This window comes from Burkholderia pulmonis, assembly GCF_984667975.1.
In genome coordinates this window covers 1,604,030-1,629,114 of record NZ_OZ480186.1, presented here as the reverse complement: position 1 = coordinate 1,629,114, position 25,085 = coordinate 1,604,030, and the positions used below count along the sequence as shown (strand labels likewise).

The 25,085-nt window shown below is 68.1% G+C and carries 19 protein-coding genes; 5 read left to right on the top strand and 14 right to left on the bottom strand.

The genetic code is table 11. From position 1 onward, the window contains the following. Positions 1–10 precede the first annotated feature (10 nt). Entirely contained in the window at positions 11–886 is an 876-nt protein-coding gene (locus tag AC5LXK_RS07570) for an efflux RND transporter periplasmic adaptor subunit (RefSeq protein WP_014897260.1), read from the top strand. A 36-nt stretch (positions 887–922) separates the two neighbouring features. Here AC5LXK_RS07570 and AC5LXK_RS07565 read toward each other — a convergent pair whose 3' ends face one another. Beyond that, a complete protein-coding gene (locus tag AC5LXK_RS07565) occupies positions 923–1,915 on the bottom strand; it encodes an EpsG family protein (RefSeq protein ID WP_493391021.1) in 993 nt (330 codons plus the stop codon). Between the two features lie 226 nt (positions 1,916–2,141). Then, a complete protein-coding gene (locus AC5LXK_RS07560; RefSeq protein ID WP_493391020.1) occupies positions 2,142–3,815 on the bottom strand; it encodes a methyl-accepting chemotaxis protein in 1,674 nt (557 codons plus the stop codon). Between the two features lie 405 nt (positions 3,816–4,220). Here AC5LXK_RS07560 and AC5LXK_RS07555 point away from each other — a divergent pair, with 405 nt between their 5' ends. Then, positions 4,221–5,459, top strand: coding sequence for an MFS transporter (locus tag AC5LXK_RS07555; protein WP_493391019.1), 1,239 nt, complete (start codon positions 4,221–4,223; stop codon positions 5,457–5,459). A 66-nt stretch (positions 5,460–5,525) separates the two neighbouring features. On the opposite strand, the gene AC5LXK_RS07550 is transcribed toward AC5LXK_RS07555, so the two are convergent. Beyond that, on the bottom strand, positions 5,526–6,323 hold the full coding sequence (locus tag AC5LXK_RS07550; protein ID WP_493391018.1) for a 5'-methylthioadenosine/adenosylhomocysteine nucleosidase: 798 nt from the start codon (positions 6,321–6,323) through the stop codon (positions 5,526–5,528). Continuing rightward, positions 6,320–8,683 carry a UvrD-helicase domain-containing protein gene (locus AC5LXK_RS07545; RefSeq protein ID WP_493391017.1) on the bottom strand — a complete coding sequence of 788 codons (2,364 nt, stop codon included), beginning with the start codon at positions 8,681–8,683 and terminating at the stop codon, positions 6,320–6,322. The genes AC5LXK_RS07550 and AC5LXK_RS07545 overlap by 4 nt, the downstream gene beginning before the upstream one ends. 224 nt (positions 8,684–8,907) lie before the next feature. Between AC5LXK_RS07545 and AC5LXK_RS07540 the strand changes: the two genes are divergently transcribed. Beyond that, the gene (locus AC5LXK_RS07540) at positions 8,908–11,775 is read left to right on the top strand and encodes a valine--tRNA ligase (RefSeq protein ID WP_493391016.1); all 2,868 of its coding nucleotides are present in this window, start codon (positions 8,908–8,910) and stop codon (positions 11,773–11,775) included. A gap of 87 nt (positions 11,776–11,862) precedes the next feature. Continuing rightward, positions 11,863–12,747, top strand: coding sequence for a UTP--glucose-1-phosphate uridylyltransferase GalU (gene galU, locus AC5LXK_RS07535; RefSeq protein WP_493391015.1), 885 nt, complete (start codon positions 11,863–11,865; stop codon positions 12,745–12,747). Between the two features lie 51 nt (positions 12,748–12,798). Here the strand turns inward: galU and AC5LXK_RS07530 are convergent, their stop codons facing one another. The 7 genes from AC5LXK_RS07530 to AC5LXK_RS07500 form a co-directional block, all read right to left on the bottom strand. Further along, the gene (locus tag AC5LXK_RS07530) at positions 12,799–13,413 is read right to left on the bottom strand and encodes a DUF4136 domain-containing protein (RefSeq protein WP_493391014.1); all 615 of its coding nucleotides are present in this window, start codon (positions 13,411–13,413) and stop codon (positions 12,799–12,801) included. A 37-nt stretch (positions 13,414–13,450) separates the two neighbouring features. Then, on the bottom strand, positions 13,451–15,838 hold the full coding sequence (locus tag AC5LXK_RS07525; protein ID WP_493391013.1) for a CHASE2 domain-containing protein: 2,388 nt from the start codon (positions 15,836–15,838) through the stop codon (positions 13,451–13,453). 10 nt (positions 15,839–15,848) lie between these two features. After that, positions 15,849–17,210 (bottom strand): FecR domain-containing protein, encoded by a 1,362-nt coding sequence (locus tag AC5LXK_RS07520; protein ID WP_493391012.1) that lies wholly within the window; start codon positions 17,208–17,210, stop codon positions 15,849–15,851. Next, positions 17,207–17,911: a response regulator transcription factor gene (locus AC5LXK_RS07515; RefSeq protein ID WP_006490421.1), complete on the bottom strand. Its 705-nt coding sequence runs from the start codon at positions 17,909–17,911 to the stop codon at positions 17,207–17,209. Before AC5LXK_RS07515 ends, AC5LXK_RS07520 begins: the two co-directional genes overlap by 4 nt. A gap of 267 nt (positions 17,912–18,178) precedes the next feature. Continuing rightward, a complete protein-coding gene (locus AC5LXK_RS07510) occupies positions 18,179–18,613 on the bottom strand; it encodes a peptidase (protein WP_493391011.1) in 435 nt (144 codons plus the stop codon). Between the two features lie 194 nt (positions 18,614–18,807). Next, positions 18,808–19,035 (bottom strand): sulfurtransferase TusA family protein, encoded by a 228-nt coding sequence (locus AC5LXK_RS07505; protein WP_006402122.1) that lies wholly within the window; start codon positions 19,033–19,035, stop codon positions 18,808–18,810. A 117-nt stretch (positions 19,036–19,152) separates the two neighbouring features. After that, entirely contained in the window at positions 19,153–20,088 is a 936-nt protein-coding gene (locus tag AC5LXK_RS07500) for a LysR family transcriptional regulator (protein ID WP_493391010.1), read from the bottom strand. 109 nt (positions 20,089–20,197) lie between these two features. Between AC5LXK_RS07500 and AC5LXK_RS07495 the strand changes: the two genes are divergently transcribed. Continuing rightward, the gene (locus AC5LXK_RS07495; RefSeq protein WP_493391009.1) at positions 20,198–21,718 is read left to right on the top strand and encodes a CoA-acylating methylmalonate-semialdehyde dehydrogenase; all 1,521 of its coding nucleotides are present in this window, start codon (positions 20,198–20,200) and stop codon (positions 21,716–21,718) included. A gap of 58 nt (positions 21,719–21,776) precedes the next feature. Here the strand turns inward: AC5LXK_RS07495 and AC5LXK_RS07490 are convergent, their stop codons facing one another. The 3 genes from AC5LXK_RS07490 to AC5LXK_RS07480 all read right to left on the bottom strand — a co-directional run bounded on the left by AC5LXK_RS07490 (position 21,777) and on the right by AC5LXK_RS07480 (position 25,064). Beyond that, on the bottom strand, positions 21,777–22,661 hold the full coding sequence (locus AC5LXK_RS07490) for a MurR/RpiR family transcriptional regulator (protein ID WP_493391008.1): 885 nt from the start codon (positions 22,659–22,661) through the stop codon (positions 21,777–21,779). Positions 22,662–22,933: 272 nt separating this feature from the next. Beyond that, positions 22,934–24,106: a Gfo/Idh/MocA family protein gene (locus AC5LXK_RS07485; protein WP_493391007.1), complete on the bottom strand. Its 1,173-nt coding sequence runs from the start codon at positions 24,104–24,106 to the stop codon at positions 22,934–22,936. 31 nt (positions 24,107–24,137) lie between these two features. After that, on the bottom strand, positions 24,138–25,064 hold the full coding sequence (locus AC5LXK_RS07480) for a TIM barrel protein (RefSeq protein WP_493391006.1): 927 nt from the start codon (positions 25,062–25,064) through the stop codon (positions 24,138–24,140). Between the last annotated feature and the right edge of the window lie 21 nt (positions 25,065–25,085).

Here is a 25,085-nt window from a genome sequence, read left to right as displayed (position 1 = left end):
CCGAACCATCATGATTCTCAGAAAACTCTTCGGCTTCGTCGCGACCGCCGTCATCCTTCTCGTCGCGATCCTGATCGGGCGCTCGCTGTGGGTGCACTACATGGACGATCCGTGGACGCGCGACGGGCGCGTGCGCGCCGAGATCGTCAACGTCGCACCGGACGTATCGGGCGCGATCGTCGAACTGCCCGTGCATGACAACCAGCTCGTGAAAAAGGGCGACCTGATCATGCAGATCGACCCGTCGCACTACCAGATCGCGGTCGAGCAGGCGCAGGCGGCCGTGGCCGCCCGCCGCGCGGAGCTGCAGATGCGCCGCGACGACGCGGCCCGCCGCGCGGACCTCGATGCGCTCGTCGTGTCGAAGGAAAACCGCGAGAACGCCGCGCACAGCGCGTCGAGCGCCGATGCGCAGTACCAGCAGGCGATCGCCGCGCTGGACGCCGCGAAGCTCAACCTCGAGCGCACGCGCGTCGTCGCGCCGGTCGACGGCTACATCACGAACCTGCAGACGTTCAAGGGCAACTATGCGGTGGCCGGCCAGGCGAAGCTCGCGATCGTCGACAGCCACTCGTTCTGGGTCTACGGCTACTTCGAGGAAACCAAGCTGCCGCGCGTGAAGATCGGCGCGCCGGCCGAAATGCGGCTGATGAGCGGCGGCGTGATGAAGGGCCACGTCGAGAGCATCTCGCGCGGCATCTACGATCGCGACAACCCGCAAAGCCGCGACCTCGTCGCGGACGTGAACCCGACCTTCAACTGGGTGCGACTCGCGCAACGCGTGCCGGTGCGCATCAGGATCGACGAAGTACCGGCCGACGTGGTGCTGTCGGCGGGTACGACCTGCACGGTCATCATCGATCCGGACAAGCAGAAGAAGTCGTAGGCGCGTGGCAGCCTGGCGGCCTGCCGCCCGGCCGCATCATTCCCAGAAGAACCGGTAAGGCAGGAACGGCGACGGGCCCAGCCCGTATTCGCCGAGCATGTTGCGCAACCGCATCGCGAAACCGATGGCGCCGATCGCGACGAGCGCGGCAATCACGTACCCGCGCCGCACGCCCGACACGCGCTGCAGCGGCACGAACTGGCAGCCCATCGCGAACAGCACGAGCCACTGGAACCGCAACCCCGCATAGCTGACCCGCGCGAGCGCGAAGCTCGCGATCTCGCAGACGAGCAGGAATGCGAGCGTGCGCGGCAGGCGTGCGAGCAGCGCCCAGCCGGCCATGAACGTCAGCAGCGCAAGCGCAAGCGGCGCGCTGCCCGACATCTGCGCAGGCGGCGTGAACGCCGCATAGAGGCCAAACTTCGCAAGCAGCGCATCGTGGTGCATCGCGAACATCACGCCGCCGACCGCAGCGACCAACCCCGCATAGCGCAGCACGCGCAGCCGCCGAACCTGCAGCAGCACGACAAGCAGCACCGCCGACACATGCAGGCTGGCCGCCAAGGCCGCCAGCGCGACCGATGCACCGTGCCGCCTGCGCGCCCAGACATCCGCCGCAACCTTCGCCGTGCAGAATGCAAGGCCATAGCGCAGCCCGCTCATCGCCATGTCGTAGAAGAACAGCGGAAAGATCAGCGTGGCGAACATGCATGCATCCTCGGCGGTCCGCCCGAACGCGACGACACAGGCGACGACGATCAGCAGCGACAGGATCGCGATCGCGATGCGCGGATCGTGTCCGGCCCATTCGAGCGCGCGCACGAGCCACACGAAACCGGGCTCGAGCGTGCGCGGCACGACCTTCAGGTTGCCGCTCCAGATGCCGGCGACGATGTTCTGGTAAATCGCCGTGTCGGTGCCCGTCCGGCCGCGCAACACGGCGAACGTGGCAGCCGGTGCGATGCCTGCAGCAAGCCACCGCCATGCGGCGATGCGCGCACGCATGCCGATCGCGGCGGAAACGAGCATGCACAGGTATCCGCTCAGGTAAATCGTCGATGTCATTGTTATGGATGACCCGCTCGGCGTGGCCGCACCTGTGTCGATGCGCACGCGCCGCGGGTTCTGGCCCCCAGCTGTGTGGAAGCGCATTGTAGGGGATTGCGCGCCGCGCGGCTGCCGGTTTCCGTCATGGATCGGCAAGCGGCCGGCGGAATGCGCGGGTCGCGGGCGGCCGACCCGCGACGCGCGACGCTCAGGCCGCGATGCGGAAACGCCCGACCAGCGACTTGAGCGCCTGAGCCTGCTCGTCAAGCGCATTGGCGGCCGCGGCCGCCTGCTCGACGAGCGCCGCGTTCTGCTGCGTGCCGGCGTCCATCTGCGTGACGGCACGGCCGATCTCGTCGATCCCGGCGCTCTGCTCGTCCGACGCCGCGGAAATCTCGCCGATGATGTCGGTCACGCGCTTGACCGCGCGCACGACGTCGCCCATCGTGCGGCCCGCATCGTGCGCGAGCGCCGCGCCGTTGGCCACGCGCTCGACCGACGCGCCGATCAGCGCGCGAATCTCCTTCGCCGCCGTTGCCGCTCTCTGTGCAAGCAGGCGCACCTCGCCCGCGACCACCGAGAAGCCGCGCCCCTGCTCGCCGGCGCGCGCCGCCTCGACCGCCGCGTTCAGCGCGAGGATGTTGGTCTGGAACGCGATCCCCTCGATCGTGCCGATGATGTCGCGAATGTTCTTCGCACTGTCGTCGATCTCGCTCATCGTCGCGACCACGCGCCCGACGACTTCCCCGCCCGTCTCGGCTACCTCCGACGCACTGGCTGCGAGTGCGCTCGCCTGCCGCGCATTCTCGGCGTTCTGCCGCACGGTCGACGTGAGCTGCTCCATGCTGGCCGCGGTGCGCTCGAGCGCGACGGCCTGCTGCTCGGTGCGCCGCGACAGGTCGAGGTTGCCGGTCGAGATCTCGCCGGACGCGGCCGCGATGGCCTCGGCGCTCACGGCGATCTCGCCGACCGTCGCCGCAAGCCCAGTCTGCATTTCGGCCAGCGCGCGCACCATGCTGTCGCGGTCGTGCCGGCCAAGCGTGATCGGGCGTGTCAGGTCGCCGCGCGCGATGTCCGCCGCGATCGCCTTCGCGTGCGCGGGCTCGCCGCCGAGCTGCAATGCCAGACGCCGTACGACACGTTCGGCGATCACGATCGCGAGCACGATCAGCGCAGCCGTCATCGCCGCGATCATCGCGAACGACGACGAGAAGATGGTGGCGGACGCGTCGAGCGTCGCCTTCGACTTCTCGCCGCGCGTCTTCACGAGTTCGGCGGCGATTTTCTCGAGCTTGCCGGTTTCGACCAGCAGCGATACGTCCTGCGTGCCGACCTGCCAGTTCATCTGCGACAGGTCGAGCGGCTGCGCGCGTACGAGCGTGACGAAATCGCGCAGATGCGCGCTCCACGTGCCGACGGCCGTCGAGAATGCGCGCAGGCGCGCCGAATCGTCCGCGTCCGACGGATCCGCATAGCGCTGCAGCGTGCCGAGTGCGTGGCCGATCGACGTGAGCCCCGCACCGACCTCGGTGCCGAGGTCGTCGCGTTCCTTCGCGGTGGTTGCGGTCAGCAGCATCTTTTGCGCACGGCTCGCCCGCAGCACTTCGGCCCGGACTTCCTCGGCCGCGCGGCTCGCGACGTGGCCCTGCTCGTAGACCGACGCGATCGACGCGTTCAGCCGGCTGATCTGCCACAGCGAGAACACGCCGATCGCGAGCGTGCCGGCCAGCAGGATCGCGAATGCGGCGCGCAACGTCGCCTTGACGGTCCACGGCCGGCGCTCGCGTCGCGCCGCGCGTGCGCGCCGCGCGGCGCGACCGGCGACGACGTCGGGTGCGGCGGCTGCCGCACCGGGCTGTGGATGCAAAGATGCTGCTTTCATCGAACTATCCCCGTATTGATCACGCTGCCGGAAAGGTCGGTTCCGGCGATCCCGCGATGGCTGGCCATGCCGCGCGTCCTGCGCCCGCTCCGGCGGATAGCCGGGGCCGGGCGTGGCACGCCTGTTGTCATTGCGTCGTTCTACGGCCGCCGGCGCCGATTCTTGAGTCCGGTAAAACACCGATCCTGCCTCGGCGCGGCCCCGCCGACGGGCGAGCGCGCCGCCAGCGTTATACCCGTTCAAAAAAGCCGCCACCGGCCGATCCGTCACATGAATGTCCGATTCACGATAAAACTTGTCCTGACATTCTCGATGCGCCACATTACACTTCTTTGACGCAGCAACGAATCAAAACGCGCCGATCCCCAGCAGAGCGCGCCCGCCACCTCAACTCGTTCAGCTCACATGGAAACCAGCCTCGACACCGGCTCCGCCGGCGCAGCCGCCGCCCAGCCGTCCGCGCCCCCCGCCCCTCGCACCGTCTACCCGGTGCTCGGCGCGATCAGCTTTTCGCACATGCTCAACGACATGATCCAGTCGCTGATCCTTGCGATCTACCCGATGCTCAAGAGCCAGTTCGCGCTGTCGTTCGCGCAGATCGGCCTGATCACGCTCACGTACCAGATCACCGCATCGCTGCTGCAGCCGCTCATCGGCCTTTATACCGACAAGCGCCCGAAACCGTATTCGCTGCCGGTCGGCATGGGCTTCACGCTCGCGGGGCTGCTGCTGATGTCGGCCGCGTCGAGTTTCCCGATGCTGCTGGTGGCCGCGGCGCTCGTCGGCTGCGGCTCGTCGGTGTTCCATCCCGAGTCGTCGCGCGTCGCGCGGATGGCGTCGGGCGGCCAGCACGGGCTCGCGCAGTCGTTGTTCCAGGTCGGCGGCAACGCGGGTTCCGCTCTGGGGCCGCTGCTCGCCGCGCTCGTGATCATTCCGCACGGCCAGCACAGCATCGCGTGGTTCTCGGCCGCCGCGCTCGTCGCGATGGTCGTGCTCACGCAGATCGGCCACTGGTACAAGAAGCATCCGTCGATGAAGAAGAAGGCCGTGTCGGCCGGCCACCCGACGCTGTCGCGCAGCCGCGTGATGGCCGCGATCGGCGTGCTGGTGCTGCTCGTGTTCTCGAAGTACTTCTACCTCGCGAGCATCAACAGCTATTTCACGTTCTACCTGATCGACAAGTTCCACCTGTCGGTGCAGGCCGCGCAGATCCACCTGTTCGTGTTCCTCGCGGCCGTGGCGGCCGGCACGCTGATCGGCGGCCCCGTCGGCGACCGGATCGGCCGCAAGTACGTGATCTGGGTATCGATCCTCGGCGTCGCACCGTTCACGCTGCTGCTGCCGTACGCGAACCTGTTCTGGACGAGCGTGCTGACCGTGATCATCGGCATCGTGCTGGCGTCGGCATTCGCCGCGATCCTCGTCTATGCGACGGAGCTGATGCCCGGCAAGGTGGGCATGGTCGCGGGCCTGTTCTTCGGCTTCGCGTTCGGCCTCGGCGGGGTCGGTGCGGCCGTGCTCGGCCAGCTCGCCGACGCGACGAGCATCACGTTCGTCTACAAGGTGTGCTCGTTCCTGCCGCTGATCGGCGTGCTGACGGTGTTCCTGCCGAACCTCGAAAGCAGCCGGCGCAAGAAGGCGTGACGAGCCGGCCGCGGCGTGCGCGCCGCGGCCGGTCGAACGGCTTGAAGGGAGAACCCGACGGCGGCTTCAGGCCGCCGTCGTCGCATGCAGCGTCAGGAAACGCTTGAGGATGCCGGACGAATAGCTGCTCGCGATCGCCGACAGGAAGTGCGAGAACGACTGCGTCGCGTGATCGTCGGCCGTATCGGAGATCGTGCGCACGATCGCGAACGGCACGTCGTGTTCCGCACACACCTGCGCGATCGCGGCGCCTTCCATTTCAACCGCGAGTGCGTCCGGCAGCGCGTCGCGCAGCGCGACGACCTCGCGCTCGCTCGACACGAAGCGGTCGCCGCTGATGATGAGCCCCGCGTGCAGCGTCGCACCGACGAGCCCGAAACGCTCGGCGAACTGCGCGCCCTCTTCCGCGACGAACAGCGTGCACGCGGCCCGCAGCCGCGCCGTCAATGCCGCGTCGGTCGCGAAACGCGTGATGCCGAGCAGCGGCACCTCGTAGCGCGGAAAGAGCGGCGAAGCATCGAGATCGTGCTGCAGCAGCGTATCGGCCACGACGACGTCGCCGACGCGCACCGTGCGCGACACGCCGCCCGCGACGCCGGTGAATACGACGCCCGATACGCCGAACACGTGGATCAGCGCGCTGACCGTCGCGGCAGCCGCGACCTTGCCGACCCGTGCGAGCGTGACGACGCAGGACGCACCGTGCACGGTGCCGACGTGATAGTCGCGGCGGCCGAGCGTGACCGTCTGCATCGCGCCCTCGTCGCGCATCGCGGCGATCAGGTCGCCGAGTTCCTCGGGCAGCGCAGCCAGGATGCCGAGCGGGCGCGCGCCGGGTACCACAACCCTGTCGATGCCCATCATTCCACCGCCTGCAGTTTCGCGACCGCGAGCGCGAGCCATTTCTCGCCGTGCCGCTTGAATTTCACCTGTGCCTTCGCGTCGGTGCCGTTGCCTTCGAGCGCGGTGACCGTGCCCTCGCCGAACTTGGTGTGGAACACCTGCTGGCCGACCCGGAAGCCGGTGTCGGCCGCGCGCTGCTTGTTCGCGAACGCGGGCAGCGGCGCGGACACGGCCGCATCGACGATCTGCTCGCGACTGCCGCCGCCCGGCCGCGCGAACCAGTCGCGCCCGTACCCGGCGTTGTCCGAACGCCCACCCCAGCGCGACCCGGCCTCGACCTTCGGCGTCAGCCATTTCAGCACGTGCTCCGGCAGTTCGTCGAAGAAGCGCGAGCGCACGTTGTAGCGCGTCTGGCCGTGCAGCATCCGGCTCTGCGCGAACGACAGGTAGAGCCGTTCCTTCGCGCGCGTGATCGCGACGTACATCAGCCGGCGCTCTTCCTCGAGGCCATCCGATTCGAGCACGCTGTTCTCGTGCGGGAACAGCCCTTCTTCCAGGCCCGTGATGAACACGGCCGAGAATTCGAGCCCCTTCGCCGCATGCACCGTCATCAGCTGCACGGCGTCCTGGCCGGCCTGCGCCTGGTTGTCGCCGGCCTCCAGCGACGCATGCGACAGGAAACCCGCGAGCGGCGTCATCGTGTCGGGGTTCTGTGCCGGATCGGCCGGCGATGCGGGATCGAGTACGTCGACCGCCGGATCGTCCGTTGCCGTGCCGAGCTCGGGCGCCGCGATCGCACCCGCGCGCAGCGGGATCGAGCGGGCCGGCGTGTCGAGCCCGTAGCCTTCCTCGGCGATGAACGCGGTGGCCGCGTTCACGAGTTCCTGCAAGTTCTCGAGGCGGTCCTGGCCTTCGCGCTCGCCCTGGTAGAAATCGGCGAGACCGCTGGCGCGCACGATGTGCTCGACGGTATCGGGCAGGTTCATCTGCTGCGTATCGGCGCGCATCTTCGCGACCAGGTTCGCGAACCCGCCGAGGCTCGTGCCGGCCTTGCCGGTCACGTACGGAATCGCGGCGGCCATCGAGCAGCCGTACAGGCGCGCGGCGTCGGCGAGCTGCTCGATCGAGCGCGCGCCGATCCCGCGGGTCGGGAAGTTCACGACCCGCACGAACGCGGTGTCGTCGTTCGGGTTGTCGATCAGGCGCAGGTACGCGAGCGCATGCTTCACTTCCTGCCGCTCGAAGAAGCGCAGGCCGCCGTACACGCGGTACGGGATGCCCGACGACATCAGCGTGTGCTCGATCGAGCGCGACTGCGCGTTGCTGCGGTACAGGACGGCCACCTCGCTGCGCGCCATCCCGGTGTTGATCAGCGAACGGATCTCCTCGACGATCCAGCCGGCTTCCTGCGAATCGGTGCTGGCTTCGTATACGCGCACGGGCTCGCCGTGACCGGCGTCGGTACGCAGGTTCTTGCCGAGGCGGTGCGCGTTGTTCGAGATCAGCTGGTTCGCCGCGTCGAGGATGTTGCCGTGCGACCGGTAGTTCTGCTCGAGCTTGATCAGGTTGCGCACGCGGAATTCGTCTTCGAAGTCGCGCATGTTGCCGACGTTCGCACCGCGGAACGCATAGATCGACTGGTCGTCGTCGCCGACCGCGAAGATCGCGTTCTGGCCGCCCGCGAGCATCTTGAGCCACGCGTACTGCAGCTTGTTGGTGTCCTGGAACTCGTCGACGAGGATGTGCTGGAAGCGCGCCTGGTAGTGCGCGCGCAGCGGCGCGTTGTACGCGAGCAGCTCGTAGCAGCGCAGCAGCAGCTCGGGGAAATCGACGACGCCTTCGCGCTGGCACTGCTGGTCGTACGCCTGGTACAGCTCGACGAACTTGCGGTTGAAGTTGTCGGTCGCGTCGACCTTGTCCGGGCGCAGCCCCTGCTCCTTCGCGTTGTTGATGAAATACTGGACGTTCTTCGGCGGGTACTTTTCGTCGTCGACGTTCGCGGCCTTCATCAATCGCTTGATCGCGGACAGCTGGTCGGCCGTGTCGAGGATCTGGAAGGTCTGCGGCAGCCCGGCGTCGCGCCAGTGCGTGCGCAGCATCCGGTTGCACAGGCCGTGGAACGTGCCGATCCACATCCCGCGCGTGTCGATCGGCATCATCGCCGACAGGCGCGCCATCATCTCGCGCGCGGCCTTGTTCGTGAAGGTGACGGCGAGCACGGTGGGCGGCGACGCGTAGCCCTGCCGGATCAGCCACGCGATGCGCGTGATCAGCACGCGGGTCTTGCCGCTGCCCGCCCCTGCAAGGATCAGCGCCGGTTCGTTCGGCAACGTGACGGCGGCGAGTTGTTCGGGGTTCAGATTGGCGAGCAGATCGGGCATGGAGCGGCAGCGGACGGGCGAGAAAAATGCGGACCCGACATTATAAGTCGGTCGCGCGATGGCGTTTCCGATCTGTTCGATCGCACGTTGCGAGCGCGTTGCGGACCCGTTGCGCGCCCGTCGCGACAGGCCCGCGCCGGCAAGGCGATGGCTGGCCGATGGGCATCCATTTATAATTGTCAGATTCGGCATCCAATTCACGCATTTTTCGGCAGATTCCCAACATGAGCGACAACACGCTTGCCAAGAGCTTCGAGCCCCACACCATCGAGTCCCAATGGGGGCCGGAGTGGGAAAAACGCGGCTATGCCGCCCCGGCATTCGATCCGTCCCGCCCGGATTTCGCGATCCAGTTGCCGCCGCCGAACGTGACGGGCACGCTGCACATGGGCCACGCGTTCAACCAGACGATCATGGACGGCCTCGCCCGCTACCACCGGATGCTCGGCCAGAACACGCTGTGGGTGCCCGGTACCGACCACGCGGGGATCGCCACGCAGATCGTCGTCGAGCGCCAGCTCGACGCGCAGGGCGTGTCGCGCCACGACCTCGGCCGCGAAAAGTTCGTCGAGCGCGTGTGGGAATGGAAGGAGAAATCCGGTTCGACGATCACCGGCCAGGTGCGCCGTCTCGGCGCGTCGACCGACTGGTCGCGCGAATACTTCACGATGGACGACAAGATGTCGGCCGCCGTGCGCGACGTGTTCGTCACGCTCCATGAACAGGGCCTGATCTACCGCGGCAAGCGCCTCGTCAACTGGGATCCGGTGCTGCTCACGGCGGTGTCCGACCTCGAAGTCGTCAGCGAAGAGGAAAACGGCCACCTGTGGCACATCCGCTACCCGCTCGTCGACGGTTCGGGCTCGCTGACGGTCGCGACGACGCGCCCCGAGACGATGCTCGGCGACGTCGCGCTGATGGTCCACCCGGAAGACGAGCGCTACGCGCACCTGATCGGCAAGCTCGTCACGCTGCCGCTGACGGGCCGCGAGATCCCGGTGATCGCCGACGACTACGTCGACCGCGAGTTCGGCACGGGCGTCGTGAAGGTCACGCCCGCGCACGACTTCAACGACTACCAGGTCGGCCTGCGCCACAAGCTCGCGCCGATCGAAATCCTGACGCTCGACGCGAAGATCAACGACAACGGCCCCGAGCAGTATCGCGGCCTCGACCGCTTCGACGCGCGCAAGGCGATCGTCGCCGACCTCGACGCGCAGGGCTTCCTCGACTCCGTGAAGCCGCACAAGCTGATGGTGCCGCGCGGCGACCGCACGGGCGTCGTGATCGAGCCGCTCCTGACCGACCAGTGGTTCGTCGCGATGACGAAGCCGGCGCCGGAAGGCACGTTCCATCCGGGCAAGTCGATCACCGAGGTATCGCTCGACGTCGTGCGCGACGGCCAGATCAAGTTCGTGCCGGAAAACTGGACGACCACCTACTACCAGTGGCTCGAGAACATCCAGGACTGGTGCATCTCGCGCCAGCTGTGGTGGGGTCACCAGATCCCCGCGTGGTACGGCGAGAACGGCGAGGTATTCGTCGCGCGCAACGAGGACGACGCGCGCGCGAAGGCCGCCGCGCAAGGCTATACGGGTGCGCTGAAGCGCGACGAGGACGTGCTCGACACGTGGTTCTCGTCGGCGCTCGTGCCGTTCTCGTCGCTCGGCTGGCCGAACGAAACCCCTGAACTGAAGCACTTCCTGCCGTCGTCGGTGCTCGTCACGGGCTTCGACATCATCTTCTTCTGGGTCGCCCGGATGGTGATGATGACCACCCACTTCACGGGCAAGGTGCCGTTCCACACCGTGTACATGCACGGCCTCGTGCGCGATGCCGAAGGCCAGAAGATGTCGAAGAGCAAGGGCAACACGCTCGATCCGATCGACATCGTGGACGGCGTCGACCTCGAGACGCTGGTCGCGAAGCGCACCACCGGCCTGATGAACCCGAAGCAGGCCGCAACGATCGAGAAGAAGACGCGCAAGGAGTTCCCGGACGGCATTCCCGCATTCGGCGCCGACGCGCTGCGCTTCACGATGGCGTCGATGGCGACGCTCGGCCGCAACGTGAACTTCGACCTCGCGCGCTGCGAAGGCTATCGCAACTTCTGCAACAAGCTGTGGAACGCGACGCGCTTCGTGCTGATGAACTGCGAAGGCCACGACTGCGGCGCCGACAAGCCGGAAGTGTGCGGCGCGGGCGACTGCGGGCCCGGCGGCTACCTCGATTTCTCGGCGGCCGACCGCTGGATCGTGTCGCTGCTGCAGCGCACCGAAGCCGACATCGCGAAGGGCTTCGCCGATTACCGCTTCGACAACATCGCGACCAGCATCTACAAGTTCGTGTGGGACGAGTACTGCGACTGGTACCTCGAACTCGCGAAGGTGCAGATTCAGAACGGCACGCCGGAACAGCAGCGCGCCACGCGCCGCACGCTGCTGCGCGTGCTGGAAACGGTGCTGCGTCTCGCGCACCCGATCATTCCGTTCATCACCGAAGCGCTCTGGCAGAAGGTCGCGCCGCTCGCCGGCCGCTATCCGCAAGGCCAGGCCGAGGGCGATGCGTCGCTGATGACGCAGGCGTACCCGGTCGCGAACCTGCAGAAGATCGACGAGGCGTCCGAGCAGTGGGCGGCCGACCTGAAGGCGATCGTCGACGCATGCCGCAACCTGCGCGGTGAAATGAACCTGTCGCCGGCAACCAAGGTGCCGCTGCTCGCGGCCGGCGACGCCGAACGCCTGCGCTCGTTCGCGCCGTACGTCCAGGCGCTCGCGCGCCTGTCGGAAGTGCAGATCCTCGCGGACGAAGCGGCGCTGGACAAGGAGGCGCACGGTGCGCCGATCGCGATCGTCGGCCCGAACAAGCTGGTGCTGAAGGTGGAAATCGACGTCGCAGCCGAGCGCGAGCGCCTGTCGAAGGAAATCGCACGCCTGACGGGCGAGATCGCGAAGTGCAACGCGAAGCTCGGCAACGAGGCATTCGTCGCGAAAGCACCGCCGGCCGTGGTCGAACAGGAGCAGAAACGCGTCGCGGAATTCCAGAGCACGCTCGAAAAACTGCGAGCGCAGCTCGATCGGTTGCCTGCGTAACAAAGGGTAAGGTCGTTTGCGTTCACTATAATGGGGACGTGAACATAGGCCGTCTGACAAGTCGATTACAGGAATAAAGGTTCGATCATGTTGAAAGTCACCAAGGCGGTATTCCCCGTTGCCGGCCTCGGCACGCGGTTCCTCCCGGCAACAAAGGCGAGCCCGAAGGAAATGCTGCCGGTCGTCGACAAGCCGCTGATCCAGTACGCGGTCGAGGAAGCGATCGCCGCGGGCATCACCGAGATGATCTTCGTCACCGGGCGCAGCAAGCGCGCGATCGAGGATCACTTCGACAAATCGTACGAGGTCGAGGCCGAGCTCGAGGCACGCGGCAAGGAAAAGCTGCTCGAGCTCGTGCGCAGCATCAAGCCGAGCCACGTCGACTGCTTCTACGTGCGCCAGCCGGAGGCGCTCGGCCTCGGCCACGCGGTGCTGTGCGCGGAAAAGCTCGTCGCCGACAACCCGTTCGCGGTGATCCTCGCCGACGACCTGCTCGACGGCAACCCGCCGGTCATGAAGCAGATGGTCGACGTGTTCGACCACTATCACAGCTCGGTGATCGGTGTCGAAGAGATCCCGCCGGCGGAAACGAAGTCGTACGGGATCGTCGACGGCAAGGAATGGGAAGAGTCGATCGTCAAGATGTCGGCGATCGTCGAGAAGCCGGCGCCGGAAGTCGCGCCGTCGAACCTCGGCGTGGTCGGCCGCTACATCCTGAAGCCGCGGATCTTCGAGCACCTGCGCGCGCTGAAGCCCGGTGCGGGCGGCGAGCTGCAGCTCACCGACGCCATCCAGGCGCTGCTCGCCGACGAACAGGTGCTGGCCTACAAGTACCAGGGCACGCGCTACGACTGCGGCAGCAAGCTCGGCTACCTGAAGGCGACGGTCGAATTCGCGCTGCGCCACCCGGAAGTCGGCGCGGATTTCGATGCGTACCTGCGCACACGCGGCAACGCGCAACCGGCCGCCTGAACGCGGCAAGGGCTCGCCCCGGCGGGCCCGCCCTCACCTTGCGGCCGCCGCTCAGCGCGCGTCGGCCGGCTTCACCGAGACGACGCCCGGCATTCCGCCCGCGTCGTCTTTTTTCATCTTGACGAGCCAGCCGCCGCCGTCGCCGAACGGCACCTTCGCGAGCGCACTCTTCACGAGCGCGGGCGCCGCCTGCTGCGTACCGGGGTCGCGATCGCGCAACGCGGCCGACACGCGATAGACGTCGGCGCCCGATCGGGCGTCGACGAACCGCAGCGTCAGCACGTGGCGGTAGATACTGCCCATGAACGGCAGCGCGAACGGCGCCGGCCCGTCGACCATCACGCAGGCGCTGCTCGCCGCACCGCACCGGTCGGCGCTCGCCGCAACCTTGGCCGGCTGCGTCGCATACGCGATCGTCAGCCGGTAGCGCGCGTCCTTGAGCGGCTGCGCATCGAAGCCGCGGCGCGCGAGTTCGTCGCGCACGAGCGTCTCGACCTGCCGGTACTCGGCATCGCCCGCCTGTGCGGCCGTCCGCACGAATTCATAGCCGTGCGCACCGGATGCAAACGCATTCGGCTGCCCGACCGCACTCACGCCGCTCGTCACGCCGGCGCAACCCGTCAACAGCGACGCCGCCAGCGCGGTCTCTGCCCATTCCTTTCTCATGGCTTTCCCCAAATACCTGCCGTCGTGCCCGGCCCTGTCAGGCGGACGGCTCGTCGATCGCGGGCAGCGACACCGTCACCGCGGTGCCGACACCCACTTCGCTGTCGACCGACACGCTGCCCCCATGGCGCGTGACGACCGTCTTCACGAACGCCATGCCGAGCCCGGAACCCGAAATTTCGGGCCGCTCGCCGGCATGGAATCGCTTGAAACGCTCGAACAGATGCCTCTGATCCTCCGGCGCAATGCCGTACCCCTGATCGCGAATCGTACAGAACAACCGCTTCGACGCGTGCTCGACCGTCAGCGTACACGTGATCACCGTGTTGGACGGACTGTATTTGACCGCGTTGTTCAACAGGTTCACGAAAGCCCGCGTGATCAGCGAGCGGTCCGCGCGCACCCAGCACATGTCGGTCCCGACACCGGTCTCGACGCGGATATGTTTCGCCTGAGCCTGCGGCCACACCTCGTCGCTTGCATCGATCAGCACGTCGACGAGGCTCGTGACCTCGAGCTGGTACACCTGCGACTCGGCGCGCGCCAACTGCACGAACTCGTCGGCAAGCGACAGCGCGCGGTGCGCATAGCGCTCGATCCGCGCGAGCAGCGCGCGCATCGCGTCGGTCTCGACCCGGTCACGCTCGATCTCGACGAGCGCGAGGATCGACGACTGCGGCGACCGCATGTCGTGCGACAGCAGGTGCAGCGCTTCCTCGCGCTGCCGCTCGGCCGCGTGCAGCTCGGTCACGTCGACGAGGCCGGCGATCCAGCCCGTCACGCGGCCCTGCGCGTTCGTACACGCCGCGTAGCGTAACAGATGGTCGAGCCCGTCGCGATCGCGCACCTCGATGCCGCGCGCCATCGCATCGTGCTCGGCCTCGAGCGTCGGGTCGAGCACGGCCGGCCAGTGCTCGCGGATCGCCACGTCGTGCTCCGCGTTGCCGTCGACGGTCTTCATGAACGTCAGCTCGCCGAGTGCGGCGCGCAATGGCCGCCCTTCCGGCAGCGGCAGCGCGAGCCGCGAGCCGTAGCGTTTCGCCGCATGGTTCGCGATCAGCACGGTGCCGGCGAGATCGGTCACGAAGATCGGCTCGGGCATGCTGTCGAGGCTGTCCCACACGAAGCGCTTCATGTCCTGCACGCGCTGCGCGGCCTGCGCCATCAGCGCCATCTGCCGTTCCAGCACGTCGCCGCCGACGCTGCGCGTGCGCGGCGCCTCGGGCAGCAGGTGCGGCTCGTCGGCGAGCCGCTGCAGCTCGCGGCGCAGGTACGACATCGTCATTTCGAGGCGCCGCCAGTTCCAGATCGGGTAGACGGCGACCAGCCCGAAGATCGCGGGCGCCGGCGACAGCCAGATGCGCGCCTCGAACAGCAGCGCCAGGCTCGCGACGACGGCGAGCGCGGCCAGGCTCAGCGTCAGCAGCAGCGCGCGCCACGGCGACAGCATCAGGAAGCCGCCGAGCAGTACCGCGAGCGGCAGCAGCGACGCGGCGAACAGCCCGATGCGCGACGCGGGCGAGATCGCGCTGCCGGTCGCCAGCATGTCGAGCACGTTCGCATGGATATACACGCCGGCAAGCGGGCCGAACTCGCCGGACACCGGTGTCGCGAAGCGGTCGTACAGCCCGGATGCCGTCACGCCGACCACGACGATCTTGCCTCGCAGCGCGTCGGGTTTCACACGCCCTTCGAGCACGTCGTCGAACGACAGCGTCGGATACGCGGGCGTGTTGCGGCTGAACGGGATCAGGTAGCGGCCCTCGCCGGCCGCATCGCGCGACAGGTCGTGTGCGTGCGCGCCGGGCGCGCCGCCGACCGGATGCAGCTTGCCGGCCTGGATTGCCCGGTACACGGGCACCATCAGCTGCGGCCAGCGCACGCGGCCGTCGCTTTCGAACAGCGCGACGCTGCGCACGATGCCGTCGCGATCGACTTCGAGATTGATGTGACCGAGCCCCGTCGCGCGCGCCGCGAGCGCCGCGACCGGCGGTTCGACGGTTCGCGTGCCGTCCGCCTGCTCGGGGCTCAGCAGCACCGGCAGGAAGGTCGGCACGCGGCTCATCGCGTCCGCGAATGCGCGATCCTCCGGTGACGGCTCGGTAAACAGCACGTCGTAGACGACGGCGGCCGGCTGTGCGCGCGCGAGCGTGTCGAGCAGCCGCGCATGCACGTCGCGCGACCATGGCCAGCGGCCGAGCGCGGACACGCTCTGGTTGTCGATGTCGACGACGACCACGTCGGGCGACAGCGGCAGGCTGCGCAGCATCAGCAGCCGGTCGTAGACCAGCCCGTCGACGCTCGACGACAGCCGGCCGAGCGCGCACACGAGGATCACCGCGATTCCGAGGCAGCCGATCGCGATCCATTCGATCAGGAAGCGGCGGCCAAGCCGCCGCCGCGGGGAAACGGAGTCGGGTTTCATGCGCCGCCGGTCAGCGCGACAGCGTGAACGCGCTGACCGGACTGGTCTTCTCGTAGAACTTGCCGCCTTCGAATTCCTCGACGGTCACGGCCCAGAAATAGTCGCCCGGCGGCAGATGCGCGACGGTGAGCTGGCGCGCATGCAGGCCGACCTGGTCGACGACCGGCGCGCTCAGGTCCTTCGAGCGCGACAGCACGAACCGGTAGCGTGCATCCTTGCCCGACCCGTTCGGCGACCAGCGGAACTCGTAGCCGCCGGCGCCCTGCGACGCACTCGCGTCGAGCCCCATCAGGCGGCGCTCGAACGCATAGGTGCGCGGCTGCCCCTCGAGACCGTTCGCATCGATCGCTGCGATCCGCACGAAGTAGTTCCCGTTCGGCACATCGCGAAAAACGGCGCGCAGCGAATCGGTACGCGTTTCGCGGAACAGGTCGAGCAGCCCCGCGTCGTGCGCGAGCTGCACGTGGTAGGCATGCGCCTGCGCGAGCGGCGCGACGTCGAACGCGACGTCGCGCTCGTCCTGCACCTTGTCCGGATGCGCGAGCGCGGGCGCCGCCAGCAGCTCGACGGGCGCACCGACCGCGCCCGACGACGTCGCGACGCTGCCGAAGTTCGCGTGCACGAGCGTCGGGTCGGCCGGCTGGCTGTTACCCGCGACGCCGACGGTGCCGTCGAGCACTTCGACGCGCGTCGACGCATTGCCGGACGCATCGTAGTTCACGCGGAAGTGCGTGCCGCGCACGCCGGCCACGACCGACGGCGAACGGATCTGGAAGCGGTCGTCGCGTTTCTTCAGATGAGTGACTTCGCTGTCGACCGAACCGCGCGTGAGTTCGAACTCGCGATCGAGCGTGCCGGTCAGCACGGTGCGGCGCAGCGACTTCAGGTCGAGCTGGCTGTCGGGCGGCAAGCTCATGTGCGTGCCGTCGGCAAGCTCGAGCGTCACGAAGCCGTTCGGGCCCGTGCGCACACGGTCGCCTTCGACGAGCGTCGCATCGTTCGCGAGCGGCGCGTAGGCTTCGCCTGACGCGCGCTCCGCCGCACCCTGTACCGCGATCACGCGGGCGGTGAGCTTTTCCTTGCGCAGGCGCGCGACCGGCAGCTTCAGCGCGACGCCGGGCTGCAGGTGCTTCGGCGCGGGCACGCGGTTGATCTGCTGGAGCAGCTGCCAGTCGTCCGCCCCCTGCATGTAGCGCGCGGCGACGTCGTACAGCGTGTCGCCCGCCTGCGTGCGATAGACGACCATCTTGCCCGCGGCAGCGGGCGGCTGCGCGACGGCCTGCTGCGCGGCGAACGCAACCGCGACCGCGCAGGCCGCATGCAGCGCCGCCATGCGCAGGTTCGCCGTGCGCGGCGTGATTCGCGTGGTCACTCCGGTTCTCCCTGGCCGACCCGCTCGAGCCGGTAGCCGTACCCGTAGATCGGCGCCAGACGGTAGCCATTCTCCGGACGCAGGCCGAGCTTGGTGCGCAGCATCGAAATGTGCGTATCCATCGTGCGCGACGGGATGTCGGTCGCCTGCTTCCACACGAGATCGAGAATGTGTGCGCGCGACAGCGGCCGGTCGAGATGCTGGAACAGCAGCAGCGCGAGCTCGAATTCCTTTTGCGTGAGGCTCACGGCCTTGTCGCCGACGTACGCCTGCTTCAGGTTCACGTCGAAACGGAACTGGTCGAATTCGCGAACGGTCGCCTCGGCGTTGACCGGATACGCGCGGCGCAGCAGCGAGCCGATGCGCGCACGCAGGATCGGGCCCGACACGGGCTTGACCACGTAGTCGTCGGCGCCGGCGTTGAGGATCTGCGTGATCCCCGCCTCGTCGTCGCGGCTCGTCATGAAGATGATCGGCAGGCTGTGCTCGGTCTGGTTGGCGCGCACCCACTTGAGCACTTCCTCGCCGGACATGTCGGGCACGTTCCAGTCGAGCACCAGCAGATCGAACGTCTCGCGCTGCAGACGCTTCTTCAGGGCCTTGCCTTCCTTGAACGCATAGCACGTATGGCCAACGGCCGTCAGCGTTTGACTGACGAAATCCGTCTGGGCCGGATCGTCATCCAGTACAGCAATTCTCATAGCACCCCGCAAATCGAAAGCGATTCGTCCATTCAGCTCCCGCACCTGCCCCGGCCGCGCAACCTGCGCGCGGCGTCCGGATACCGGCCGGCGAGCCATCGTTCGCCGCTCGCGCCACCTGCGCAAACCGGCGACCCCGGTTAAATATCTCAAAAACGGGGCACGGACGAACCGGCGATTTCATCATAGTAGTATGAAATTCGCCAAGAAATTGCGCGGACTATCGTCCTTTCTTCGAATAATCCTTTCTGTCGCGCAATCGGACGCCTAATCGGCACCCGCGATGCCGGCCACCGGCTCGGCGAAATCATCGGCCGCCACGCATGGCGACAGCGGCTCCGGCAGCGGCGGTTGCGCAAGCATCCGCTGCAGCTGGCCGCGCACGCGTTCCCACGCGCCGGCCGCGTAGTCCGGCTGGGCCGCCGCCCACGCCTGCGCCAGATCGAACACGCGCTCGATCGTCGCACCGCAGTATGTCAGGCCCGCGCCGTCGCGCTGCGCGGCATCGCGCAGCCGTTCGTCGAGCCACTCGGCCAGCCACGGCATCTCGGCCGCGGCCGAATCCGCATACGCCTCCAGCGCGGCACGCGCGTGGCGATCCTGTTGCGGATCGAGCTCGATCCGGCTCAATTCCGACGTGCGCGCGGGCGCAATGCTTTCCGCTCCGGACGGACTTCGAAGGGTCCCTGGTCTGAAGGACATGTCCTCTCCCCGTTGTACGACGGTAACGTCAGGCATGGCCCCCGTGCCCGCCTTGCGACGTACCGTGGCCGGCGCCTCCGCTGGGTGCGGACGACCGGCCGGGTCAGTATACGCAGCCCGTCACGAAACGAGGTTTAAGAATTGTCAGAGCGGCCGGCCGGCACCCGGTGCGGCGGAACAGGCGATGCGGGCCGTCAGCGGCGGCGCATCAGGAACACGAAGGTCTTGTCCTGCGTCGTCGATTCGACGATCTCGTTGCCCGTCTGCTTCGCGAACGCGGCGAAATCGCGCTGCGAGCCGGGATCGGTCGCAAGCACCTTGAGGATTTGCCCGCTTTCCATATCGGCAAGCGCTTTCTTGGCACGCAGGATCGGCAACGGGCAATTGAGCCCGCGCGCGTCCACTTCCTTGTGAATCTGCATCGGCTGTCGACCTTCGAATGACGCGCCACATGCGGCGCGGGAAGAAGCCGCGATTTTACCGCAGCGCCGCCGCGCCTGCCCGGGCCGCCCGCGGCCCTGCGCCGGCAGGCACCGGGCTCACGCGCCGGCGAAGCCGCCCGCGAGCCGCTCGCGCAGGTGCCGCACGAGCGCGCGCACCGCGCTCGGCACGACCGGGCTGTACGGGCGGATCGCGAAGATGTGGTCGCCGAACGCGCCCGACGGCCGCCAGCCGTCGAGCAGCGCGACGAGCCGGCCGGCGTCGAGATCGCGCTGCGCGCTGAAATCCGGCAGCAGCGCAATGCCGAGCCCGCCGAGCGCGGCCTCGCGCATCGCCTCGCTGTTGTTCGCCGCGAAACTGCCGCGCACCGGCACGCTCACGCGCTCGCGCCGCCGGCCGTGCGGCTCGAAGCTCCACGCAGCCGGCTCGTTGTCGCGCAGGTAGCACAGGCAGCTGTGATCGACGAGCTCGCTCGGGTGGCGCGGCGCGCCGCGCGCGTCGAGGTAGTCGCGGCTCGCGACCAGCAGCGAGCGCGTATCGCACAGCCTCCATGCGACGTGGGTCTGCGGCGCGGTAGTCGTGTGACGGATCGCGAGGTCGAAGCCCTCCTGCGTCAGCGAATGCAGCCGGTCCGACAGGTCGAGCTCGATCTGTACGCCCGGATGCTGCCGCAGGAAATCGGGCAGGTGCGGCACGACCTGCTGGCGCCCGAGCGCAACGGGCACCGTCAGGCGCAGCAGCCCGCGCGGTTCGCCGGCCAGATCCTTCACGCGCGCGAAATGCTGGCCGATCGACTCGAACGCGTCGCGCGTGCTGTCGACGAGCGTCTGGCCCGCGTCGGTGAGCCGCACGCTGCGCGTCGTGCGGCGCACGAGCGGCACGCCGGCCGCCTTTTCGAGATCGGCGATGCGCTGGCTCATCGCGGCCTTGCTGATGCCGAGCCGCTGCGCGGCAGCCGTGAAACTGCCGGCCGCGGCCAGCACCGTCAGCGAATGGATATGCGGCCAGAGCGCCTGGACATTTTGCTGATTCATCCATTGATTATTCAGAATTCTGAACAGTGAATCAAGTTTCGCGGCCTTCTCCCGCCCTGCCGGTTTCCCTAGACTGGATCCTGTTCCCCCCTCATCCCCAGGAGACACGATGAATCCGGTTCCCGCGTACACGTCCGACGCCGACGTCGGCCACTATGTCGACGGCGCGCCCGTTGCCGGCCGCAGCGGCCGCTTCCAGGACGTCCTCAACCCGGCGCTCGGCCGCGCGGTGCGCCGCGTGGCGCTCGCCGACGACAGCGAAGTGCAGCAGGCCGTCGCGTCGGCCCACGCCGCGTTCCCGGCCTGGGCCGCGACGCCGCCGATCCGCCGCGCACGCGTGCTGCACCGCTTCCTGCAGCTGATGAACGAACACCGCGACGCGCTCGCGGCGATCATCACGGCCGAGCACGGCAAGGTGTTCTCCGACGCGCAGGGCGAAGTCGCGCGCGGCATCGACATCGTCGAATTCGCCTGCGGCGTGCCTCAGCTGCTGAAGGGCGACTTCACCGACCAGGTCAGCACCGGCATCGACAACTGGACGATGCGCCAGCCGCTCGGCGTCGTCGCCGGCATCACGCCGTTCAACTTCCCGTGCATGGTGCCGTGCTGGATGTTCCCGGTCGCGATCGCGACGGGCAACACGTTCGTGCTGAAGCCGAGCGAGCGCGACCCGTCGGCCGCGCTGTTCATCGCCGACCTGCTCACGCAGGCCGGGCTGCCGGCCGGCGTGTTCAACGTCGTGCAGGGCGGCAAGGGCGCGGTCGACGCGCTGCTCGACCACCCCGACGTGCAGGCCGTCAGCTTCGTCGGCTCGACGCCGATCGCGGCCTACGTGCAGCAGCGCGCGGTGCAGTCGGGCAAGCGCGTGCAGGCGTTGGGCGGCGCGAAGAACCACCTGGTCGTGATGCCCGATGCGAACATCGAGCAGGCCGTCGACGCGCTGATCGGCGCCGCGTACGGCTCGGCGGGCGAGCGCTGCATGGCGATCAGCATCGCGGTGCTGGTCGGCGACGTAGCGGACCGGATCGTGCCGGCCGTGGCGGAGCGCGCGCGCAAGCTCGTGATCGGCGACGGCATGTCGCCGGAAGTCGAGATGGGCCCGATCGTCACCGGCGAGGCGCTGAAGCGCATCGAAGGCTATATCGAGCAAGGCGTCAGCGAAGGCGCGCAGCTGGTGGTCGACGGCCGCGGGCTGAGCGTGCCGGGCCGCGAGGCAGGCTTCTTCACCGGCGGCACGCTGTTCGACCACGTGACGCCCGACATGCGGATCTACCAGGAAGAAATCTTCGGGCCGGTGCTCGGCTGCGTGCGCGTGAAGGATTTCGGCGAAGCGGTCGACCTGATCAACGCGCACGAGTTCGGCAACGGCGTGTCGTGCTTCACGAGCGACGGCGGCATCGCACGCGAATTCTCGCGGCGCATCCAGGTCGGCATGGTCGGCATCAACGTGCCGATCCCGGTGCCGATGGCGTGGCACGGCTTCGGCGGCTGGAAGAAGAGCCTGTTCGGCGACATGCACGCGTACGGCGAGGAAGGCGTGCGCTTCTACACGCGTCAGAAGTCGGTGATGCAGCGCTGGTCGTCGAGCATCGGCAAGGGCGCCGAATTCGCGATGCCGACCGCGAAGTAAGCCGGCCGGTGCGCCGCCCGTCGATCGAGGTCACGGGCGGTGCACCGCGCCGTCACGATCAACCGGCCTTCGTGCCGTGCGCGCCGTCGGCGGTCGGCAGGTACGACAGCTCGAGCCGGTACGCGAGCGCGACGAACAGGCTCTGTGCGAGGCCCATCGTGGCCGTCAGCGCGCGGAAACCGAACGTCGCGCTGTCCTGCACCATCAGCGTCACCTCGGCCTCCCGTGCGAGCGGGCTCATCCGGCTGTCGGTGATCGCGATCACGCGCGCGCCGCGCTGCACGGCCTGCTGCGCGACCTGGACGGTTTCCTCCGCGTACGGCATGAACGAGATCACGATCATCACGTCGCCCTCGCGCACCGACCGGATCTGCCCGAGGTGCATGCTGCCGAGCGCGCTGAACAGCCCGATGCGCTTGTCGGTGTGCTGCAGCGCATAGTCGAGATACACGGCGATCGGAAACGCGCGCCGCGAACCCGCGATCCAGATCGCCTGCGTATCGGCGAGCAGGTCGACGGCCTGCGCGAGCGCCTGCGAATCGAGCGTCTGCCGCAGCTGCTGCATCCCGGCAATGCTGCCCTTGATGAATTCGTCGGCGATCTGTTCGGGCTGCAGGCTCGACGAGCCGGCCTCGATCACGTCGCGCAGCCGCAGGTTGTACGCACGCCCCGGCGCGATCTGCTGCGCGAGCCCTTCGCGGAACAGCCGCTGCATCTCGGAGAAGCCGGAGAAGCCGAAATGCTTCGCGAAGCGCACGACGGCCGACGGCTGGACGCCGCAGGCCTCCGCGAGCGACTGGATGCCTTCCAGGCCAAGCTGGTCCCGATGCGTTTCCACGTGGCGCGCAATCACCTTCAGGCGGTTGCTGAGGCCGTCGTATTCCTGCGTCAGATGCTGCAGGAACTGCTCGACGGTGGCGGGAGGTTTCTCGGATGAACTCATCGGATAGCGCGAAGTTGACGGCCCCGATGCGCGCGCGATGCTGGCGGGCGCGGCCCGGGACTCGACTGGAACCATGCATGAAGGGCGAATTTAATCACGTTTGCGGCACGGCCCGCGCCGCACGCTCGCTCCCACGCGCTCGATCATCACTTGCACACGCTCCACGGCAAGGCTGGAAACGATTGTCCAACGCTCTCGCGGCGTCGTAAAGATTAGGGTGTGTACCAAGGCCGGCTGTCGCCGCGAAGCGTGGCGCGGCCGGCCTGCCCGGCTCAGCGATAGTCGACCCACACGCTGCCCGCGTCGGCCGAGCGCACGCAGTTCTCGACCCAGCGCACGCCTTCGACGCCCGCGTGAACGTCCGGATAGCGGATGTTCTTCAGCGCCTCGGCGTCGCCGCGATCGGCCGCATCCATCGCGAGCGCGAAGCGCGCGTAGAGGTTCGACCACGCCTCGAACAGCCCTTCCGGGTGCCCGGCGCCGATGCGATCCTCGCGCAGCGCTTCCGGGTGCAGGTAGCCCATTCCGCGATCGAGCACCTGCGCGGGCTGGCCCTGCACTTCGTAGCGCAGCTGGTTCGGATGCTCGTCCCACCATTCGACGCTCGCCTTCGAGCCGATCACGCGCACCTTCTGGCTGTGCATCGAGCCGGCGTTCACCGCGCTCGACCACACGTAGCCGATCGCTCCGGTGTCGTATTCCATGATCGTGAACGCGTTGTCCTCGAGCGGTGCGCGGCTCTTCACGAAGCTCTGCCGCGAACACATCAGCCGCCGGATCTTCAGTTCCGGCACCATCACCTCGGAGATGTACAGCGGATGCGTGCCGATGTCGCCGAGCACGTAGCTCGGGCCCGCGAACTTCGGGTCGACGCGCCAGCGCGCGGCCGCACTCGCGGCCTCGACGCCCTCGCTGTGGAACCCGTGCGCGAACTGCATCTGCACGATGCGGATCTCGCCGAGGTCGCCGCGCGCGATCATCTCGCGCGCCTGCTCGATCATCTGGTGCCCCGAGTAGCCGTACGCGACGCCGACGATCCGGTTCTTCTCGACCGACAGCCGTTGCAGCGTCTCGGCCTCGTCGGTCGTGAAGCACAGCGGTTTCTCGCAGACCACGTGCAGCCCCGCGTTCAGCGCGGCGCGGCAGATCTCGAAGTGCGTGTTGTTCGGCGTCGCGATCGACACCGCGCGGATGCCGTCCGGGCGGCGTGCCTCGGCATCGAACATCGTCGCGTAGTCGGGATAGCAGCGCTCGGCCGCGACGCCGAGCTTCACGCCGAACTGGCGACCGCGCTCGGGATCGATGTCGAATGCGCCGGCGACCAGCTGGAAGCTGCCGTCGCGCAACGCGGCCGACCGGTGGCTGTAGCCGATCTGGCTGCCGAGGCCGCCGCCGACCATGCCCCAGCGAATCGAATGTCCAAGCAGAATCTGTCCGTCAATCATGATGATGGGGTTCCTGGTGCGTGTTCGGGGGTCATGCAAATCCGGCCGACGCGAGAAACGCTCGGCTCGCGGCCACGTCGCGCAGGCTCGTGCCGGCATTGCGCGGGTCGCGCTCCTGTTCGATCGTGATGTACCCGGCATAGCCGATGTCGTCGAGCGCGCAGCGGATCGACCGGTAGTCGAGCACGCCGGTGCCGATCGGGCACATCACGCCGCGCGCGCACGCGGCGAAGAACGCGATGTGTTCGCCCATCACCGCGTCGTACACGGCCGCGTCGATATCCTTGAAATGCACGTAGTCGAGACGCGCCGCATGGCGTCGCAGCCACGTTTCCGGGTCCATGCCCGAGTAATGCAGGTGGCCGGTGTCGAGACAGAGGCCGGCCGTGTCGGCGGGAATCTCGGCGACGATCCGGTCGATCTCGTCCGCGAACTCGATGTAGCCGCCCGCATGCGGATGGATCACCGCGCGCACGCCGAATTCGTCGCGGGCGACCGTCGCGATCTGCCGGACGTGATCGACCATCCGCGCCCAGCGCTCGCCGGACAGCCGCGGCGCACGATCTGCGTGGCCGGCCGCGTAGTCGCGTTCCTCGTGCCCCCAGTCCATCACGACCAGGTACGGCGCTGCATGGCGCTGGCCGTCCTGCGTCGGCAGCTTCGGCAGCCGCGTGATCAGCGCGCAGATGTCGCGCGTCTGGCGCAGCAGGTTCGGCAGGTTTTCCGGCGACACGAGATCGTCGAAGATCGTGCCGGCGGTGATGCTCAGACGCTGCCGCCCGAGCTCGGCGCTCACCACGTCGAGTTCGAGCGGGATGTAGCCGTACGGCCCGAGCTCGATGCCCGAGTAGCCGGCCTGCGCGGCCTCGGCGAGCACGTGCCGCCACGGCGGCAGGTGCGGGTTCTTCACGTCGTCGACGCCCCAGCAGCACGGCGCGCAACCAATCTTCATCGTCATGGCGATCTGTCCGGCAGGTAA